Raw genomic sequence first — 15912 nt, forward strand, 5'->3', positions numbered from 1 at the left:
CGTGGTCAGAGTGACCGTGGTCAGAGTGACCGTGGTCAGAGTGACCGTGGTCAGAGTGACCGTGGTCAGAGTGACCGTGGTCAGAGTGACCGTGGTCAGAGTGACCGTGGTCAGAGTGACCGTGGTCAGAGTGACCGTGGTCGCCCCCCTGGTGACCGCCCCCGTGGCCGGGATGTCCGGGCTTCACGTGATGCTTCACGTGGTGCTTGACGTGGTGCTTCACGTGACCGGGCTTGACGTGCCAGAAGTGACGCGGGTCGAGGCCGTGCTCCCTGGCGTAGGAGGTCGACACCACGGTCCAGGTGCCGCCGCTGAACACCGCGAAGCGGGTCCCGTCATACCGGTAGTGCCGGCCGTGGTCGGTGCCGTACCAGTAGCCGGCGCTCCCCACGCGGGTCCACCACCGCCGCCCGTCGAAGACCCGGGTGGTCGTGCTCTTCTGCGTGACCGTGCTCTTCTGCGCGACCGTGACCGCCGTCGCCCCGTCGGCGGTCCGCGGTGTCGCCGCCGAGGCGGCGCCCCCCGCCGCGAGAATGACGCCACCCGCGACGGCCACCGTCGCGGCCGCGGTCGCCAGTCCACGCCTGAAGTTGATCATTACTGTTTTCCCCCTTGATGCACACGTGTCCGGTGGGACCGTGCAATCGTCTTGAGCCGCCTGCGTCCGGTGGGACGCCTGCAACCTCAGTACGTAGGGGAGAACGGGGCAATACGCCCCATTAGTCCCATTCGTCCTATGATGTGATGATCGTCACTTTTGGGCGAATTATTGAACCTTAATCCTTCCTAGCACGTCCCCGGCCCGAGCGAGCGCACGGACGCCGATCAACCGCGGCGGGAAGAGAGAGCACATCCCAAGGACACCAGCCCCACTCCACGATCCGTACCCCAGGGTCCGGTAAGCTCCGGACCGGAACCGTACCAATAGGTACGTTTATTGTCGTGGAGGAACGATGAACACTCCGAATGAAGCCCCGGCCCGCGGTGGCCTCGTCGACGCTGCGCGCGCCATCGCGCCGGTGCTGCGGCGGAACGCCGACGAGGCCGAGCGCGAGAGCCGGCTGACCGACGAAGCCGCCTGGGCGCTCCGTGAGGCCGGACTGTTCCGGCTGGCCACGCCCAAGGTCTTCGGCGGAGCCGAGTCCGACCCACTGGCCTGCCTGGACGTGACCGCCGAGGTGGCGCGGGCCTGCCCGTCGAGCGCCTGGATCGTGATGGTGTCGTACGTGGCGCAGCAGCTCGCGGCGTCGTTCGGCGAGCGGGCACGCCAGGACGTGTGGGGCGACGGCCCGGACAGCCCGATGTGCGGCGTGTTCGGCAGCGTCGGCGTCACGGCGACCCCGGTCGACGGCGGCCTGATCGTCTCCGGCCGGTGGTCGTGGGCGTCCGGCTGCCATCAGGCCGAATGGGCGGTTCTCGGCGTGCCGGTCGTCCAGGGAGGGACGGCCGAGCGGGGGATCGCGCTGATACCGGCCGCGGACCTGACGGTCGAGGACACCTGGGACATGATCGGCATGCGCGGGACGGGCAGCCACACCCTGGTCGCCGACGAGGTCTTCGTCCCGGACCACCGGATACGGCGGTTCGCGGACGTACTGGAGGGGGGCGGTGCGGGGTCCGAGCCGCTGTACCGGATTCCGCCCGGTGCGATGACGGTGACCTCCGTGGGTCCCCTGCTCGGGATCGCCCGCGCCGTGTTCGCACAGACCATGGAGGCCGTCGACGCGGGCAAGCCCATGGCCATGTCGGTCTACCGCCGGCTCGCCGACTCCCCCAGCGTGCAGGCGTCGCTCGCGGACGCCGCCACCCTCATCGACTCGGCCCACCTGCACCTGACGCGTTCGGCCGAGTACATCGCGACCGCCGCCGCCTCCGGCGCCACTCCCGGCCTGCTCGAACGGACGAGGCTGCGCATGGACAACGGATACGCCGTGACGAGCCTGCGCGAGGCCGTGCAACTGCTGCTCACGGTGAGAGGGGCGAGCGGCTTCTCCCGGGCCGCGGTCGTGCAGCGCTACTGGCGTGACCTGGAGACCGCGGCCCGGCATCCCACGCTCAATCCCGGGCTCGCCCGCGAGATGTACGGACGGGCGCTGGTCGGCGGCACCGAGCCGGTCAGCCCGATGATCTGAGGAGCCCGGCAGTGAATTCCGGCATGAAGACCGTGACCGGCAGGCGGCCGGCGCGCGAGGCGCTCGGTTCGTTCGCCTCGGGGGTCGTCGTCGTGACAGCGAGCGGTCCCGGGGGCCCGCTCGGTTTCACCTGCCAGTCGTTCACGTCGCTGTCGCTGGACCCGCTGCTGGTGAGCCTCGCGGTCGCGCGCACCTCCCGGACCTGGCCGCGCATCCGGGAGGTGGGCGACTTCTGCGTCAACGTGCTCGCCGAGGACCAGAGGGAGCTGAGCGCGATGTTCGCCGGTCCGGAGGCCGGCAGGTTCGCGGGGGTGCGCTGGCGGCCGGGGCTCGGCGGGGCCCCGATCCTTGACGGGGTCTGCGCCTGGATCAGCTGCCAGATCTGGAGCGAGCACGACGGCGGCGACCACACCATCATCGTCGGGCGGGTCACCGCCCTCGACGCGGCGCCGTCGCCGGCCCCGCTGCTCTTCCACCGGGGGAGGTACGGCGCACTGGCGAAGACAGGCGGCTGAGCGCCCAGGCCGGCCGGCGGCGGGGTCAGGGGCGGAGCGCCTGGAGCGTCAGCTCGCCGTAGCGCCGCCACAGCGCCGGGTCGCGATCCGCGACCCTGATGAGTTGCAGCATCATGCCGCACAGCACCACGCGCAGGTCCAGCGTGGTCGCGTCCTGGCGTATGTGCCCCGACTCCTTGGCCGCCTCCATCAGGTCGGTGAGCCTGGTCATCAGCACGGCCGCGCCCTGCCACCTGCTGTCGGCCAGCATCTCCGACAGCAGGCGGTCACCGGCGAGGCTCTCGAACAACCGCAGCACGTAGTGGCGGAAGAGCCGGTACGGCTCGGGCTCGGCGAGCACGGCGGCGGTGGACCGTTCGAGCTCCTCCAGCCGATACGCCGCGATCGCCTCGACCAGCTCATCCTTCGTGGGGTAGCCGCGATAGACGGTCGCCTTGCTCACGCCGGCGCGTTCGGCTACCTGCGGCACGGTCGCCTGGAGGCCGAGCTCCGCGAAGACCTCGAGCGCGGCGGCGAAGACGCGCTGATGATTACGGCGTGCGTCGGCCCGCCTGAACGGTCCGGCCACCGGCGCGGTCTCCACGGAAGTCACCCCACCAGTGTGCACCGCGTTCGACGAAGGCCCTTCCACGGCGCCCGCCGCCGGTGTCAGTGACCCACCAGCATGACGATGCCGACGATGATGAGGTGGATCAGCACGGCGAACCCCAGCACGGCGACGAACAGCCACTTGGCGGGGGCGTGTTCGAAGTGCTTGCCCTCCTTCAGCGGCGGGCGTTTGGCGACGCGGTCGGCGATGCGCTCTTCGAGACTCTTCCTGCGTGCCATGACTCTTCCTCGGGACGTGAGCTCCTGGGGCGGGATGCCGGGCGAGCACCTACATGGGCCACTAACGTTTCGTTGGCTAATCGTTAGTGTACTAATTGGGCTAGTATGGCGGACACCCCAACGGAGGTGCATATGAGTGATATAGACGACATCACCGACCCGCTGGCCCTGGAGAACCAGGTCTGCTTCGCCCTCGCCGTCGCCTCGCGATCGGTGATCGCCCTCTACCGGCCGGTGCTGGAACCGATGGGGCTGACCCACCCGCAGTACCTGGTGATGCTGGCCCTGTGGGAGCGCGCGCCGCTGTCGATCAAGGAGCTCAGCCGGCTGCTGCAACTGGAGCCGGCCACGCTGTCGCCGTTGCTCAAGCGCCTGGAAGCCGCCGGCCTGCTCGAACGCCGCCGCGCCAGCGACGACGAGCGCTCCCTCGCGGTGGTGCTGACCGACCGGGGACGCGAGCTGCGCCGGCAGGCCGAGAAGGTGCCGGCGACGATCGTCGAGCGCCTGGGCATGGACCTGGAGGAGCTGCGGAGCCTGCACCAGGCGCTGACGCGGGTAATCTCCGCCGCCAACGGCGCCCACCTCGCTCCTCGGTGATGAGGGCCGCGTGACGCCCGGTGCAGGTCGGAACGTACGTCAGAAGTACGTGGGGAAGAGGTCCTTGGTCGGCCACGTGGTGACGCCGTTCCACGCCGTGTTCATCTGGGAGCTGAGCACGTCGTAGTCGAGAGTGCCGGTTTCCTCGCGGTGGTTGAAGATCGCGGCGTACGTGAAGCCCTGCTGCAGCCGGGCCAGGTAGGCGTACGTGCCGGGCATGCTGCCGTTGTGCCAGGTGTTGAGGTGGCCGGTCACCTGACGCACGTACCAGCCGCAGCCGTACCAGGAGCCGTCCGTGCTCACGCCGATCTCCGGCTTGGCGAACGCGCGGGTGATCGAGGTGGCGTTCAGCGCCGGACCGGCGGCGTCGAAGATCCGGGCCCATCTGACCAGGTCGACCGCGGAGGACAGCCAGCCGCCGTTGGCGTCGTGGTTGAGCATGTTGAACCCGCCGTACGGCCACGGGACCACGGCGCCGGAGGCGTCCAGCACGGTCTTGGTGGTGTAGTCGGAGTAGTACGGCACCTCCCCCGGCGCGGCCTGCGACTTCAGGGTGCGGCCGAGCCGCATCCGGGTGATGCCGACCGGGGCGAGCAGCTTCTGCTTCACGTATGACTCGTAGCTCTGCCCCGACACCTTCTCGATGACCAGGCCGAGCAGCATGTAGCCGTAGTTGCTGTAGGCCATGCGCGCGCCGGGCGCGAAGTCGAGGGGCCTGCCGCCGGCGTATTTGATGATGTCGCTCTTGCCGACCGGCAGCGGCACGCCGAGCTTGGCAGCGACGGTGGGATCGACCCACAGGTAGTCGCCGGAGATGTCGCGGTCCCAGCCGCCGGTGTGCTGCATCAGTCGCCAGAGGGTGACGTTCTTCAGCCGCGAGTCGGCCGCGGCCGACAGCCCGAGCAGGTCGGCGACCTTGGCCCCGAGCGACACCTTCCCGTCCTGGGCCAGCCGCAGGACCGCCGCCGCGGTGATGTTCTTGCTGAGACTCGCGATCCGGAACAGCGACGTCGGCTGCACGGCCGGGACGGCCGTGTCACCGCTGTAGCGGTATCCCCGGGCCAGCACCAGCTTGCCGTTCTTGACCGCGGCGAGCTGGGCGCAGGAGATGTTCCGCTGCTTGATGTAGGTCTTCATCAGGTTGTCGAGGGCGGCCAGCTGCGACGGAGCGGTCCCGGTGACCGTCAGGGTCGGTGCCGCCGCCGCGTACGCCGGCGAACTCGGTAACGCGACCGCGGGCACCAGGCCGGCCCCTACTTTGAACACATCACGCCGGCTAAGTGTCACTTCTGTCCCCTCAACACCATCAGCAACTTTTGGCCGATCTTAGCTGTCGGGGACAGACCGAAAAGCCCGTTTGGGTAATCGCGGAGACACCGGCCGGCCCGAGATCACTCCGGCACGTCGGGCCGACGTCATGGATGCATGAGAAGCAGGGGGTCGCAGGTCGCCGATCCCGTCAGTTGCGGGTTGTTCGGGTCGCGCAGATCGCCCTCGCCGTTCACGACGTAATATCCGCCGGCCTTCCGAGGGATCACGATCAGCGTTTGGAGGACCATCCTCTCCTGCGCCTTGGCGGTGGTCGCTCCGTGTCCCAGCGCGTGGACCAGCATGGTCCTGAGCATGGCGAAGAGATTGTCATGCGCGAATCCCGGCCAGACGAGCACGCGATAGGTGTGCGGGACGATCCCCAGATTCTCGCTGTAGCCGCGGACCGACACCCGTGAGTCCGCCCAGTTGGCCACCGTTCTCGCGGCCGTGGCCTCGTGCGCGGCGAGATCGCTCATGGACTCCGGCCGCGCCCTGGCCATGTGGATGTGCAACTGGTTGAAGTGCCTGGCCGCCTTCGAGTTGATGCCGAGTCCGACGGGATTGGGCACCACAGTGGGAGCCTTGCCGGCGTAATAGTCGGCCGCGCTCCAGTAATTCGGCGCGCTGCCGCCGCAGATCCAGGGGCATTCGATACCGCTGATCCGTACGGTCGGCACCAGAATGAAGTTGACATATCCGGACTTGTTGTTATTGCCGCCCATCACAACGTAGTCCGTATCGTTCTGCAGGCAGGAGTTGTTGGCGTGGCACGTCTGGCTGCGCCGCCAGAGAGAGTCGGAGCTCAGGGCGGTGCTGCCGCACTGCTTGGGGTCGGGCCCCTTGGGATGCGGCGGGGGCGCGGCCGACGCGTGCTCGGCGCCCGCGAAAATACCGGCGCCGGCGATGGCGCCGACACCCGCGAGGCCGGAGAACTGCACGAACCGGCGCCGGGTCAGCCCGTTCGTCTCGTCGCCCGCCCGGTCGCACTCACACATGGTTGCCCCCACGACATTGCAGAAATACGCTCCGCGGCCCCCATGACCGCGCCGCCAATCGAGGGCGCGCGGACTCATTCCCCCGCGGCGCAAAGATCGGCAGTCGGTCAGGATGGTCCCCGGACCGGCCGACCGGCAAAACGTTCTGACGCCAGGCTGGAATTCTCGTGGGAAAGAACGGAACGCGCCCGCCGGCGCCGTTGGAAACCCCGGGAGTTCCACCTCCGGGCTTGCACGGCGTCTGCCTTCACGGAGCCGATGATTTGTCGTTTCGCTACGCGCCGGGCGACCCGGAGTGCATTAGGACATCCACCGGGTGACAATGGGCGGTCCAGGCGAGGCGCTACTCGCGAGGCAGGCTCATCGGCAGGTGGCGCCGTTGAGCCGCCAGGCCGACGGGGCGGGGTTGACGCCCTGGTTCGTGCCGGTGAAGCCGATGCTGACGCTGTCGCCCGGCGCGAGGTCCCGGTTCCACGGGAGCGCGGTGGCCGTCACCGTCGAGCCGTTCTGCGACCACTCGGCCGACCACCCGGAGGTCACGCGCTGACCGGGGTCGGGGAAGGCGAAGGTCAGCCACCATCCGGCGATCGTGGTCGAGCCGGTGTTGGTGATCGACACGTACGACGTCATGCCGCCGAACCAGTCGTAGGAGTTGTACGTCACGTGGCAGGCGCCCCAGTAGGAGGACGAGGGCGAAGGGGAGCTGACGACGTCGTTGTGGATCGTGACGTTGACCGACCCCGACGGCGCGCTGTCCGCCCCCCACCGGTCGACGGCCACGACGTAGAGGGTGGCGACACGCGACGCCGTGCCGTACGGCGGGTAGTCCACGTAGAACGAGCCGTCGGTGACGTCGGGCCCGAACGTGGCGACCTTGGTCTTGACGCCACCGCGGTCCTCGAAGACCTGGTAGCAGGCGAGCCCGTCGGCGTCGGACGCGGCGGCCCAGCGCAGGTGCACGTAGTTGTTGGCGACCGACACCACCTGCGGCGTGCCGGGCGCGGTCGGCGGCGTCAGCGGAGGACGGCTGGGCGGCAGGGTCCGTGGGTCGTAACACGGCCACAGCAACGACGGCGACGGACTGCTGGACGAGGGTGGAGCCGTTGTCGCCGCGCCGGTGATCCCACCGGCGGAGGCGCTCGCAACCGCCGGAATCAGGAAGGAGGCGGCGACCAGCGTCGCGACGCCCCAGGCGACAGCCCATCGTCCCTGCATGGATCCGCCCTTCCACGTGGCCCGGATTGCCGTCCGACCACGAGCATGTGAGCGGCGCGGGGCCCGGTCAACGGCGAGACCGCGCGGCGCACGAGCCCCGGTGAGAACCGGGCAGGTGAGGAGCGGGCCGCGGGCATGACGCGCCCTGAATCTTTCACGCCCGCCGAGTACGGGACGGCGGCGCGGCCCGTCCTCACGTTTGACACCCTTTACGGCTAACCGCTATCCATTGGCTAACCGTTAGGGGTGGAAGTGCAGGACGCGGTGCTGGCGATGCTCGCCAAGGAACCGTCGCACGGGTATCACTTGCGTGCCCGGCTGCGGCAGAGCCTTGGCCTGCTCGGCGAGTCGATGAACCCGGGTCAGGTCTACGTGACCCTGGCCCGGCTGGAGAGAGCGGGCCTCGTCGTCTGCGAGCGGGCCGACGGCCTGCCCGATCGGCCCGAGCGCAAGGTGTACGCGCTGACGCCGGCCGGGCAGGAGCGGGTGACCGCCTGGCTGGCCGAGGTGAGCTGGCCGAAGCCCGACCTGGCCGAATTTCATCTGAAGCTCATCGCGGCGGCCGCGGCCCGGCTCGCCGACCCGATCGAGCTCGTGGCGGCGCAGCGCCGTGAGCTGCTGCGCCGCCTGGCCGAGACGCAGCGCGCGGCCCTGGCCGAGCCGGCGGGATCGCGTGCCGTCCTGCTGCTTGAGGGGATCGTGCTGCGACTGCAGGCCGACCTGCGCTGGCTGGAGGCCTGCGAGCGAGCCTGGTCCGGAGCCGCCGGCAAGACCGGCGACGAAGGCGAGCCCGGTGGCCGGGACGACGACGAAGCTGAGGGGGCATGAAGGTGTCCAGCGCTGTCCTACGGGCCCGCGGCCTGGTGAAGCAGCATGGTCACGGGCAGGGCCGGGTCCGCGCGGTCGACGAGGTCGACCTGGAGGTGCCCGAGGGACAGACGCTGGCGGTGATGGGGCCAAGCGGCTGCGGGAAGTCGACCCTGCTCCACCTGCTGGGCGGCCTGGAGCGGCCCAGCGCGGGAGAGGTGTGGCTGGCCGGCCGCCGCGTCGACACGCTGAGCGAGCGGGCCCTGGCGCGGCTGCGCCGCCGGTCGGTCGGGTTCGTCTTCCAGGCGTTCCACCTGATGGAGGAGCTGTCGGCCGCGGAGAACGTGGAGCTGCCCGCGCTGCTGGCCGGGTTCTCGCGGCGGGAGGCCAGGCGGCGTGCGGGCTTCCTGCTGGAACAGGTCGGGCTCACCGGCCGGGCCCGGCATCTGCCCTCGCAGCTGTCCGGCGGGCAACGCCAGCGGGTCGCGATCGCCCGCGCGCTGGCCAACGAGCCGCTGGTCATCCTGGCCGACGAGCCGACCGGCAACCTCGACTCCACGGCGACACTCGACGTACTCAGGATCTTCGAGGAGCTACGTGCCGCGGGGCAGACCCTCGTGATGGTCACGCACGACGAACGGGTCGCGGCCACCGCGGACCGGTTGATCTCGATGCGTGACGGGATGTTCGTCGACGACACCCGGCTGGCCGGCGACGCCACCGGATGGCTCGGCGGCCTGATCGGGCTGGAGGGCTGAACGTCATGGGCCGCGTCGTGCTCATCTTCCGCCTCGTCCTCGCCGACGTCCGCCGGCACCGGGCCCAGGCCGCGATGCTTCTACTCGCGGTGACCGCGGCCACCGCCACCGTCGCCCTGGGCATGTCCCTCGGCGGGGCGAGCGACGCGCTCTACGAGCAGACGCGCGCCGCCACCGCCGGGCCCGACGTCGTGGTGTACGCCCCCGAGATGGGCACTCCGGTGGCCCCGGTGCTCAACGAGCTGACCCGCGCCCCCGGAGTCGTCGGCCACAACGGCCCGTTCCGCCTGGTCTTCGCCACCCTCACCTCGCGCGGCTTCGCCTCCCTCGTGGTGGTGCACGGCGCCGCGGAGAAGCCCGGCGCGGTCGACCGCCCGCTGGTGACCTCGGGCCACTGGGTGCGCCCGGGCGGCGCGGTCCTCGAACGGGGCTTCGCCACCGCGCTCGGCGCCCGCGTCGGCGACCGCGTCACCATCTCGGGCCGGACGTATCCCGTCGTCGGGATCGCCGTGACCGCGGCCAACTCCATCTTCCCGTGGTCGTCGGGGATCGGCCCGTACGGCGGCCCGAGCGACGGAGGCGGTCTCGTCTGGCTGACCCACTCGGACGTCAAGGCGCTGGCATCGCGTGATCTCCCGCTGGCCATGGCCGTCGACCTCAAGCTGAGCGACCCCGCCGCGGCCCGCGCCTTCCTCGACGCCCACCGCGACCCCAGCATCAGGGTGAACTTCGCCACCGCGCAGTTCATCGCCGAGCAGGATTCCGTCATGCTCAGGGACTCGCAGCCGATCCTGATCATAGGCGGCTGGCTGCTCAGCTTCCTGGCCGTGACCGGGGTGGCCGCGCTGGCCGCCGGACGCACCGCCGAGCAGACGCGCCGGGCGGGACTGCTCAAGGCCGTCGGCGCCACCCCCGGCCTGATCGCCGCCGTGCTGCTCACCGAATATCTGGTGCTGGCGCTGCTGGCCGACGCGCTGGGGCTGACGGTCGCCCGCCTGGTGGAGCCTGCCGTCGCCAGCCCCACCGCCAGCCGGATCGGGAATGTCGTCGGACCATCCGGCGGCGTCATCGTCGCGGCGACCGCACTCGCCGTGGCGGTGGCGGTTCTCTCCTCGCTGCGTCCCACGCTGCTCGCCCTGCGCACCGCGACCGTCGACGCGCTGACCGTCACCGCCCACCGGCCCCGCCACCGTCCCCTGCTCACCGCGCTGTCCGCGCTGCTGCCGACCCCACTGCTGCTCGGGTTGCGGCTGACCGCCCGCCGGCCGGGCCGGGCCGTGCTGCACGGGTGCTCCACCGCGGGCGCACTGATCACGATCGACGCCCTGCTGACCTTCCACGTCCAGCCGCGCTGGGGCTACGCCCAGCACCGCGGGGGCTGGGGAGCGGGCCTGTCCGGCCTGTCCAACCTGCGCGACGACCAGAACGGCAAGCTGTTGCTGTCGATCACCGTCATGGCGATCGTGCTCGCCCTCGTGAACGCCATCACGATCACCTGGAGCACGGCGATGGAAGCCCGGGCGAACATGGCCGTCGCGCGGACCCTCGGCGCCACTCCGGGGCAGATCACGGCCGGTCTGTCCGTCGCCCAGGTCCTGCCCGCCCTGCCCGGTGCCGTCGCCGGCGTGTTCCTCGGCATCGGCCTGTACCTGACAGTCGGGCGCGCGACCACACTCCCCATCCTCTCGATGGCCGGCGCCGCGATCTCGGTCGTCCTGGTGACGGCGGCGCTCACCGCCGTTCCCGCACGTGTGGCCGCCCGCAGACCCGTGGCGCAGGCCCTCAGCGCCGAAGCGGCCTGACCGTCTTTCCCCCGGCGCTTACTCGCGTTTCACGGCTATCGCGCCGTAATACGGTGAAGTAAATCCCTGCTTCGGCGATATTTCCGTATCGTCCGATATATAGGAACTTATGGACTTATCAAACCTTCCGTGTTCCCTTGGCAGAGTATTGCGGCTCGGGCCGCACCCATTGGGAGTCGGGAGGCAACATGGCCATGCACGAAGAAGTCCTCGACCTGGACGCGCTCGACCTGGACTCATTGGACCTGGACTCGCTGGACGTCGCCACCGTGGAGCTCCCCGGCTCCGAGGTGCTCGTCGAGGCGGTGACCATGGGGCTGGGCAACACCGAGATCGGCGCCTCGGGAACATGGACCTCCTCGAAGAGCTGGCTCGTCTAGGCGCCAGCCCCGCATGGCGATCCGCCCACAGCGCCCGGACACCGTGGTGGTCAGGGTCGCCGCCCTCCCCGGGGCGGCCCTTGACGACCTGAGGTGTCGCCGGACCTGGCAGGCCGTACAGGAGATCCTGAAGGAACGGGACGCCCTGGCCGCGGAGGGACGCGCGCTCGCGCTCGCCCTTGAGCCGGTCATCGCGGACGTCCCCTCCGGGCAGGCGAGGTCCCGCCTGGTCGCACTCCGCCGGGCGTTGTACAACGGGCGGACACCCGCCATGACCCCCAGCTCGGCCGAGATGCCGGCCGAGCTGGACCGGCGCGTCCGGCGGTGGTCCGACCGGTCCCACGCGTGCGAAGGCCTGGAGACCGCGCTGCCCCTGATCATGGAGAAGGACCGCCAGGATCGGCACCACAGCCTCCGCACGTGGGCGTCGACCGGCGTCTTCACGCATGGCCTGGTCCAGGCGAGCCCGTCGCTGGCCGGAGCGCTGGCACGCTGGCTGGACTCCCCCGGGGCCCCGCCGTCCCGCCGGTTGGACCTGCGGCTAAGCCGCTACCTGTCGCGGGTGGTGGCCAAGACCAGCCCGCACTCCACGTTCACCATGATGGGCCTCGGCCACTGGGGTCCCGGCCCCGAGCCGGTCGCCGTCGAAGGCGAATGGGACTGGCGCACCGTCGCCGAGCCCGATCTGTGGCTGGTCCGCAGGCTGCTCGGCGACCTGGCCGCGGCGGACGACGACCTCGCGGCCCGCTTCCTGATCAGGCCGAACGCCAGCCTGACCGAGGAGGACGGCCGCCTGTGGTACCTGAGCCGGACCGAGGACGCCTACCGGAGCGTCCGCGCCTCGGAGCCGCTGCGCGCGCTCCTGCGCGCCCTGACCGGCGAGACCACGCTCGACGAGGCCCGGCGGCTCGTGGCGCCCGATGTGCTCGCCGGCCTGGTCGAGCTTGAGGTGCTGGAAACGCTTCCGCCGGTCGCCGACCAGTCCTTCAGCCACCTGAGCGACCTGGCCGTACGGCTGGCGCCGCACCCGGCCACCGGCGCGCTCGCCGCGTTCGGCCGGGCGCTGGCCCGCCATCCCCACGTGCGGGGACCGGTCGAAGGGCTCGGCCTCCAGCAGGAGGTGCGTACCGCGTTGCGCCGTCTGTCGCCGCCCGGCGGACGACTTCCGGACAAGAACCTCTTCCACGACAACGCCGTCTTCGCCTCGCCCGGCGTACGCCTGGGAGAACCGGAATGGCGGGCGGCCCTCGACGACCTGCACCTGATCCGCACGATGCTCGGGGTCTTCCAGCGCGACAACGAGATCCGGTTGCTCGCCGCCGACCTCTTCGTCCAGGCGTACGGCGCGGGGGCGCAGGTCCCGTTCGCCCGGTTCCATCGGACGCTGGCCGGGCAACTGGCCACCCCTGCGGGCGACGCGTTGCACACCCTGCTCTATCGCGGCGGGGCCGCGGAGCCGACGGGCCCCGTGTCCGGCGAGGTGGCCGCCCTGCGGCGTTACCGGGACCAGACCCTGACCGTCCTCCGCGAGGAGCCGGAGGCGCTCGCGCGCTGGCTGCGGGGACGGCCGGAAAGCGCGCGGCCGGTGCGCTCGCTGGCCTGCTACGTGCAGGTGCTGCCCCGGCCGGACGACGGAGAAGGGCCGACGCGACTGGTGCTCAACGCCGTGGCCGCGGGCCACGGCACCGCACGCAGCCGCGTCCACCGCCTCCTGACGCTCGCGGGACTGGCTCACCAGCCTGTCGCCGCCGAACCCGGCCCCGCCGACGGGACCCCGATCGAGGCCGAGGTCACCGGACTGTTCGGCCACAACATCAGCCTGCGCTCCCCCACGACCACCCACGAGATCGCCTATCCGGGCGCGGTCTCCGGCCGTCCGCCCGCCGCGCGCCTCGCTCTGCGCGACCTCGACGTCCGCTACGACCCCGTCGCCGGAGCACTGGAACTCGTGCGCGCCGCGGACGGCCGCCGCGTGGTGATGCGCCACGCGGGCCTGCTCGCCACCCCCTTCCTGCCGCGTACGGTCCGGCTGCTGCTGCACCTGTTCGGCGACCAGCCCGGCATCGGGGTGCCGCTCTGGGCGTTGTTCGCCGAGCCGCCGCGGCAGACGCCGGAGGAGGTCGTCGGCAGGCCGCGGGTGTCGCTGGGCCGGGTGGTCGTGGCCCGGGCCACCTGGTACGCGGCCACGGCGGACGTCCCCCGGCGCCGTCCGGGAACCTCCGAGGCCGGGCACCTGCTGGCACTGGCCCGCTGGTTCGCCGCGCACGGCATCCCGTCCCGCTGCTTCGTGTTCTCCCTGGACCCGGGCTCCTGGGGACAGGACCGGATGCGTACGGCACAGCTGGCAAAACCGATGTTCCTGGATCTGGCCGACCCCTCGCTCGTCGCCTGCTTCGACCGGCAGCTCGGCGCCGGCGGCGCCTGCACGGCCTTCCAGGAGGTGCTGCCCGAGCTGGGCGGCGGCCACGTCATGGAGTACGTGGTGGAGGTGGGCGATGGCTGAGCCGTGGATCTCGCTGCACGCCTTCCATCGGGGCGGCACCGATCGGCTGATCGCGCAGGCGGTGGGCGGCCTGGTGCGCTCGCTCCACGCCGACGGCCTGCTCGTCCGCTACTTCTTCCTTCGCTACTGGGAGGGCGGGCCCCACCTGCGGCTGCGGCTCCTGCCGTACGCCCGCCCCGGCGAGGTGGCCGAACGCGCCACGACCGCGCTGGAGCAGCACCTGGCCGCCCACCCGTCGACCGTCTCCTGGGACGCGGAGCGGTACGCCGCCGTCGCCGAGCGGTACGCGAGAGACGAGAACCTCACCGACTACGACCGGCGGGTGCGCAGCCGCGACGGAGTCGAGGCCGTCGCCTACCGCCCCGAGTTCGAGACGTACGGCGGGCCGGAGGCGACCGAGGCCGCGGAACGGCACTTCTGTGACTCCAGCCGCGTCGCGCTCGTGCTGCTCGAAGGCGAGACCGGGCCCGGACGCCGGCTGGGTTTCGCCGCCGCCGCGCTGACGCTCGCCCTGGCGGCCTGGGAGCCGGATCCCGCCCGCCTCGCCCGTGCGCTCGAAGCCGCCCGCGAACGCTGGGATCCGCCGCAGGACCGGCGGCACCGCGCCGAGCCGTCCGACCGGGAGCGCGCGGCTCTCACGGCCCAGGTGCTGCGCAGCCACCGCATCGCCGCCGGCGCGGAGCGTCCCGGTGCCCGCGATCCGCTCGGCGCGTGGTGGCGCTCGATCGACACGCTGCGGCTACGCGCGCTGGACCTCCAGGCGGCCGGGCGTTTCCGCCCCGAACCCGCCGTCTCCTCCTTCCAGCCGCCCGATGTCAGCCGCGAACGCGGCGACATCCTGATCCTTCTCCTCCGCTGTGTCCACCTGCTGTGCAACCGGCTCGGACTGCCGGGCGGGCAGGAGACGCATCTGCGTCACCTCGTCGGCACGACCTACTGCGAACTGGAGCACCGGTGAACGACCTCACGAATCCCTGGCACAGCATCCAGGTGCGGTACTACCAGACCGACAAGGACGGGCTGATCCTCGACGCCGTGCGACCGCTGCTGGCCGAACTGGGCGACCGGGTGCGGCAGCCGTACTTCGTGCGCCACTGGCGGCGTGGGCCGCACCTCCGCCTCAACCTCCGCGCCGCCGACGACGTCTGGCAGGACGAGATCCTGCCGCTCGCCACCGGACGTCTCCGCCGCTACCTCAGCGAGCGTCCCTCCCGCGCGGTCCTGGACGAGGCCGCCCTGGAAGAGGCCCACCGGGCGCTGGCCCTGCGGGAGAGCGACCGCGGCCCGCTCCGGCCGTGGTACCCGGACAACACCATCCAGACCGAGCCGTACGAGGATCGCCGGCACGTGCTCGGCAGCCAGACCCTTGTGGACCTGCTCGACTCCTTCCACGCCGAGAGCACCCGGATGGCGTTCGAGGCGCTGGCCGCCTTCCGCCGGGGCGACCTGACGCTCTTCCAGCTCAGCCTCGACCTGTTGATCACCGTCGCGCACACCAGCGTGCCGCCGATCTCGCGCGGGTACATGTCCTTCCGCTCGCACGCCGACGCCTTCGCCTCGTACTGCGTGGATCGCGACGGAGTGATCGCGGGCTTCGAGGCCAAGTATCGGCAGAACGAGCGGCAGCTCCGCGCCCTCGTGCGCCGCCGGGTCGCCGAGGTGGACGAGGGCCGGACACCGCCGCACGTGCGCGAGTGGCTCGACCACGTCGAACGCGTGAAGGCCGTCGCCGCGCCCCTCATCCGCGACAGGAAGATCGACCTCGACGCCGCCCCGCGCGAGCCAGGGAGGCCGCAGCTGCACACCATCGAGTTCCACGAGATCCTGCTGGCCACCGGGCGGTACAGAACCGAGGTGCTCGGCTCCGACTGGTTCCTCGGGCACCGGCTGGCCCTCAACACGCTCTACTCCCACCTGGGCAGGCTCGGTCTCGCGCCGCTGCAGCGGTACCTGTTCTGCCACCTGATCGCGTCCGCGGTCGAGGCGGAGTACGGCGTGTCGCCCGTCGAGAGAGCCCTGGCCTGGGCGCGGGACTGACCCGCCTTCCGGTCCGTAGTGTCGGGTGCGGC

The 15912-nt window shown here is 71.1% G+C and carries 16 protein-coding genes; 10 read left to right on the forward strand and 6 right to left on the reverse strand.

Going from position 1 to position 15912, the window contains the following annotated elements; translation table 11 throughout:
* The coding region (locus tag JOL79_RS30745) for a hypothetical protein (RefSeq protein ID WP_210159435.1) at positions 1 to 598 on the reverse strand (598 nt) is incomplete at its 3' end.
* A gap of 355 nt (positions 599 to 953) precedes the next feature.
* Here JOL79_RS30745 and JOL79_RS30750 point away from each other — a divergent pair.
* Both JOL79_RS30750 and JOL79_RS30755 read left to right on the forward strand, forming a co-directional pair.
* Positions 954 to 2132 carry an acyl-CoA dehydrogenase family protein gene (locus tag JOL79_RS30750; protein ID WP_210159436.1) on the forward strand — a complete coding sequence of 393 codons (1179 nt, stop codon included), beginning with the start codon at positions 954 to 956 and terminating at the stop codon, positions 2130 to 2132.
* A gap of 11 nt (positions 2133 to 2143) precedes the next feature.
* The gene (locus tag JOL79_RS30755) at positions 2144 to 2647 is read left to right on the forward strand and encodes a flavin reductase family protein (RefSeq protein WP_210159437.1); all 504 of its coding nucleotides are present in this window, start codon (positions 2144 to 2146) and stop codon (positions 2645 to 2647) included.
* A 25-nt stretch (positions 2648 to 2672) separates the two neighbouring features.
* Here the strand turns inward: JOL79_RS30755 and JOL79_RS30760 are convergent, their stop codons facing one another.
* Both JOL79_RS30760 and JOL79_RS30765 read right to left on the reverse strand, forming a co-directional pair.
* On the reverse strand, positions 2673 to 3239 hold the full coding sequence (locus tag JOL79_RS30760; protein WP_210159438.1) for a TetR/AcrR family transcriptional regulator: 567 nt from the start codon (positions 3237 to 3239) through the stop codon (positions 2673 to 2675).
* Between the two features lie 56 nt (positions 3240 to 3295).
* A complete protein-coding gene (locus tag JOL79_RS30765) occupies positions 3296 to 3475 on the reverse strand; it encodes a hypothetical protein (protein WP_210159439.1) in 180 nt (59 codons plus the stop codon).
* 132 nt (positions 3476 to 3607) lie between these two features.
* Here JOL79_RS30765 and JOL79_RS30770 point away from each other — a divergent pair, with 132 nt between their 5' ends.
* Positions 3608 to 4072: a MarR family winged helix-turn-helix transcriptional regulator gene (locus tag JOL79_RS30770; protein WP_210159440.1), complete on the forward strand. Its 465-nt coding sequence runs from the start codon at positions 3608 to 3610 to the stop codon at positions 4070 to 4072.
* A gap of 39 nt (positions 4073 to 4111) precedes the next feature.
* Here JOL79_RS30770 and JOL79_RS30775 read toward each other — a convergent pair whose 3' ends face one another.
* The 3 genes from JOL79_RS30775 to JOL79_RS30785 all read right to left on the reverse strand — a co-directional run bounded on the left by JOL79_RS30775 (position 4112) and on the right by JOL79_RS30785 (position 7593).
* Positions 4112 to 5338, reverse strand: a complete 1227-nt coding sequence (locus tag JOL79_RS30775; RefSeq protein WP_307848822.1) for a serine hydrolase domain-containing protein — start codon at positions 5336 to 5338, stop codon at positions 4112 to 4114.
* A 149-nt stretch (positions 5339 to 5487) separates the two neighbouring features.
* Complete coding sequence (locus JOL79_RS30780; protein WP_210159442.1) at positions 5488 to 6378, reverse strand: CDP-diacylglycerol diphosphatase; 891 nt, start codon at positions 6376 to 6378, stop codon at positions 5488 to 5490.
* A 360-nt stretch (positions 6379 to 6738) separates the two neighbouring features.
* Positions 6739 to 7593 (reverse strand): cellulose binding domain-containing protein, encoded by an 855-nt coding sequence (locus tag JOL79_RS30785; protein ID WP_210159443.1) that lies wholly within the window; start codon positions 7591 to 7593, stop codon positions 6739 to 6741.
* Between the two features lie 246 nt (positions 7594 to 7839).
* Between JOL79_RS30785 and JOL79_RS30790 the strand changes: the two genes are divergently transcribed.
* The 7 genes from JOL79_RS30790 to JOL79_RS30820 all read left to right on the forward strand — a co-directional run bounded on the left by JOL79_RS30790 (position 7840) and on the right by JOL79_RS30820 (position 15880).
* Complete coding sequence (locus tag JOL79_RS30790) at positions 7840 to 8421, forward strand: PadR family transcriptional regulator (RefSeq protein ID WP_307848823.1); 582 nt, start codon at positions 7840 to 7842, stop codon at positions 8419 to 8421.
* On the forward strand, positions 8418 to 9158 hold the full coding sequence (locus tag JOL79_RS30795) for an ABC transporter ATP-binding protein (protein ID WP_210159444.1): 741 nt from the start codon (positions 8418 to 8420) through the stop codon (positions 9156 to 9158). Before JOL79_RS30790 ends, JOL79_RS30795 begins: the two co-directional genes overlap by 4 nt.
* A 5-nt stretch (positions 9159 to 9163) precedes the next feature.
* Positions 9164 to 10960: an ABC transporter permease gene (locus tag JOL79_RS30800; protein ID WP_210159445.1), complete on the forward strand. Its 1797-nt coding sequence runs from the start codon at positions 9164 to 9166 to the stop codon at positions 10958 to 10960.
* Positions 10961 to 11148: 188 nt separating this feature from the next.
* Positions 11149 to 11340 carry a hypothetical protein gene (locus JOL79_RS30805; protein ID WP_210159446.1) on the forward strand — a complete coding sequence of 64 codons (192 nt, stop codon included), beginning with the start codon at positions 11149 to 11151 and terminating at the stop codon, positions 11338 to 11340.
* A 13-nt stretch (positions 11341 to 11353) separates the two neighbouring features.
* Positions 11354 to 13843 carry a lantibiotic dehydratase family protein gene (locus JOL79_RS30810; protein ID WP_210159447.1) on the forward strand — a complete coding sequence of 830 codons (2490 nt, stop codon included), beginning with the start codon at positions 11354 to 11356 and terminating at the stop codon, positions 13841 to 13843.
* Positions 13836 to 14801 carry a thiopeptide-type bacteriocin biosynthesis protein gene (locus JOL79_RS30815; protein ID WP_210159448.1) on the forward strand — a complete coding sequence of 322 codons (966 nt, stop codon included), beginning with the start codon at positions 13836 to 13838 and terminating at the stop codon, positions 14799 to 14801. The genes JOL79_RS30810 and JOL79_RS30815 overlap by 8 nt, the downstream gene beginning before the upstream one ends.
* Positions 14798 to 15880, forward strand: a complete 1083-nt coding sequence (locus JOL79_RS30820) for a thiopeptide maturation pyridine synthase (protein WP_210159449.1) — start codon at positions 14798 to 14800, stop codon at positions 15878 to 15880. Before JOL79_RS30815 ends, JOL79_RS30820 begins: the two co-directional genes overlap by 4 nt.
* Positions 15881 to 15912 lie beyond the last annotated feature (32 nt).

It is taken from the genome of Microbispora oryzae (genome assembly GCF_017896165.1).
In the GTDB taxonomy this organism is placed as follows: domain Bacteria; phylum Actinomycetota; class Actinomycetes; order Streptosporangiales; family Streptosporangiaceae; genus Microbispora; species Microbispora oryzae.

Coding starts and splice junctions, on each gene's coding strand:
- JOL79_RS30780 (WP_210159442.1), bottom strand. CDS start 6,378: ATGTGTGAGTGCGACCGGGCGGGCGACGAGACGAACGGGCTGACCCGG.
- JOL79_RS30770 (WP_210159440.1), top strand. CDS start 3,608: ATGAGTGATATAGACGACATCACCGACCCGCTGGCCCTGGAGAACCAG.
- JOL79_RS30795 (WP_210159444.1), top strand. CDS start 8,418: ATGAAGGTGTCCAGCGCTGTCCTACGGGCCCGCGGCCTGGTGAAGCAG.
- JOL79_RS30805 (WP_210159446.1), top strand. CDS start 11,149: ATGGCCATGCACGAAGAAGTCCTCGACCTGGACGCGCTCGACCTGGAC.
- JOL79_RS30815 (WP_210159448.1), top strand. CDS start 13,836: ATGGCTGAGCCGTGGATCTCGCTGCACGCCTTCCATCGGGGCGGCACC.
- JOL79_RS30765 (WP_210159439.1), bottom strand. CDS start 3,475: ATGGCACGCAGGAAGAGTCTCGAAGAGCGCATCGCCGACCGCGTCGCC.
- JOL79_RS30750 (WP_210159436.1), top strand. CDS start 954: ATGAACACTCCGAATGAAGCCCCGGCCCGCGGTGGCCTCGTCGACGCT.
- JOL79_RS30785 (WP_210159443.1), bottom strand. CDS start 7,593: ATGCAGGGACGATGGGCTGTCGCCTGGGGCGTCGCGACGCTGGTCGCC.
- JOL79_RS30800 (WP_210159445.1), top strand. CDS start 9,164: ATGGGCCGCGTCGTGCTCATCTTCCGCCTCGTCCTCGCCGACGTCCGC.
- JOL79_RS30810 (WP_210159447.1), top strand. CDS start 11,354: ATGGCGATCCGCCCACAGCGCCCGGACACCGTGGTGGTCAGGGTCGCC.